Annotated in this window: 1 pseudogene; it reads left to right on the forward strand. The window is 51.3% G+C overall.

Going from position 1 to position 593, the window contains the following annotated elements:
• Positions 1–446, forward strand: a pseudogene (locus tag LZ634_RS20350) (transposase); the annotation flags it as partial.
• Between the last annotated feature and the right edge of the window lie 147 nt (positions 447–593).

Genomic DNA, 593 nt, shown 5'->3' on the forward strand with positions numbered 1-593 from the left:
GAGCAGCAACGCGATCCGGAGATGCATCAGACCAAGAAAGGCAATCAGTGGCACTTTGGCATGAAGGCCCACATTGGTGTCGATGCCAAGAGTGGCCTGACCCACAGCCTGGTCACCACCGCGGCCAACGAGCATGACCTCAATCAGCTGGGTAATCTGCTTCATGGAGAGGAGCAATTTGTCTCAGCCGATGCCGGCTACCANNGGTAAAAACCTTGAAGCAGCATCCGCGCAAGAACAAAACGGCCATCAACATCGAATACATGAAAGCCAGCATCCGTGCCAGGGTGGAGCACCCGTTTCGCATCATCAAGCGGCAGTTCGGCTTCGTGAAAGCCAGATACAAGGGGCTGCTGAAAAACGATAACCAACTGGCGATGTTATTCACCCTGGCCAACCTGTTTCGGGTGGACCAAATGATACGTCAGTGGGAGAGATCTCAGTAAAAACCGGAAATAACGCCAGAAATGGTGGAAAAAATAGCCTAAATAGGCTGATTCGATGTGTTTGCGGGAAAAAAATCGGCCCAGATCCGCGAAATTTTAATCAGCGAGTCAGCTTGGGAAGAAATGACCTGCTTATTCGCACCTTCC

This window comes from Kluyvera intermedia, from assembly GCF_021440345.1.
Lineage (GTDB): Bacteria > Pseudomonadota > Gammaproteobacteria > Enterobacterales > Enterobacteriaceae > Kluyvera > Kluyvera intermedia_A.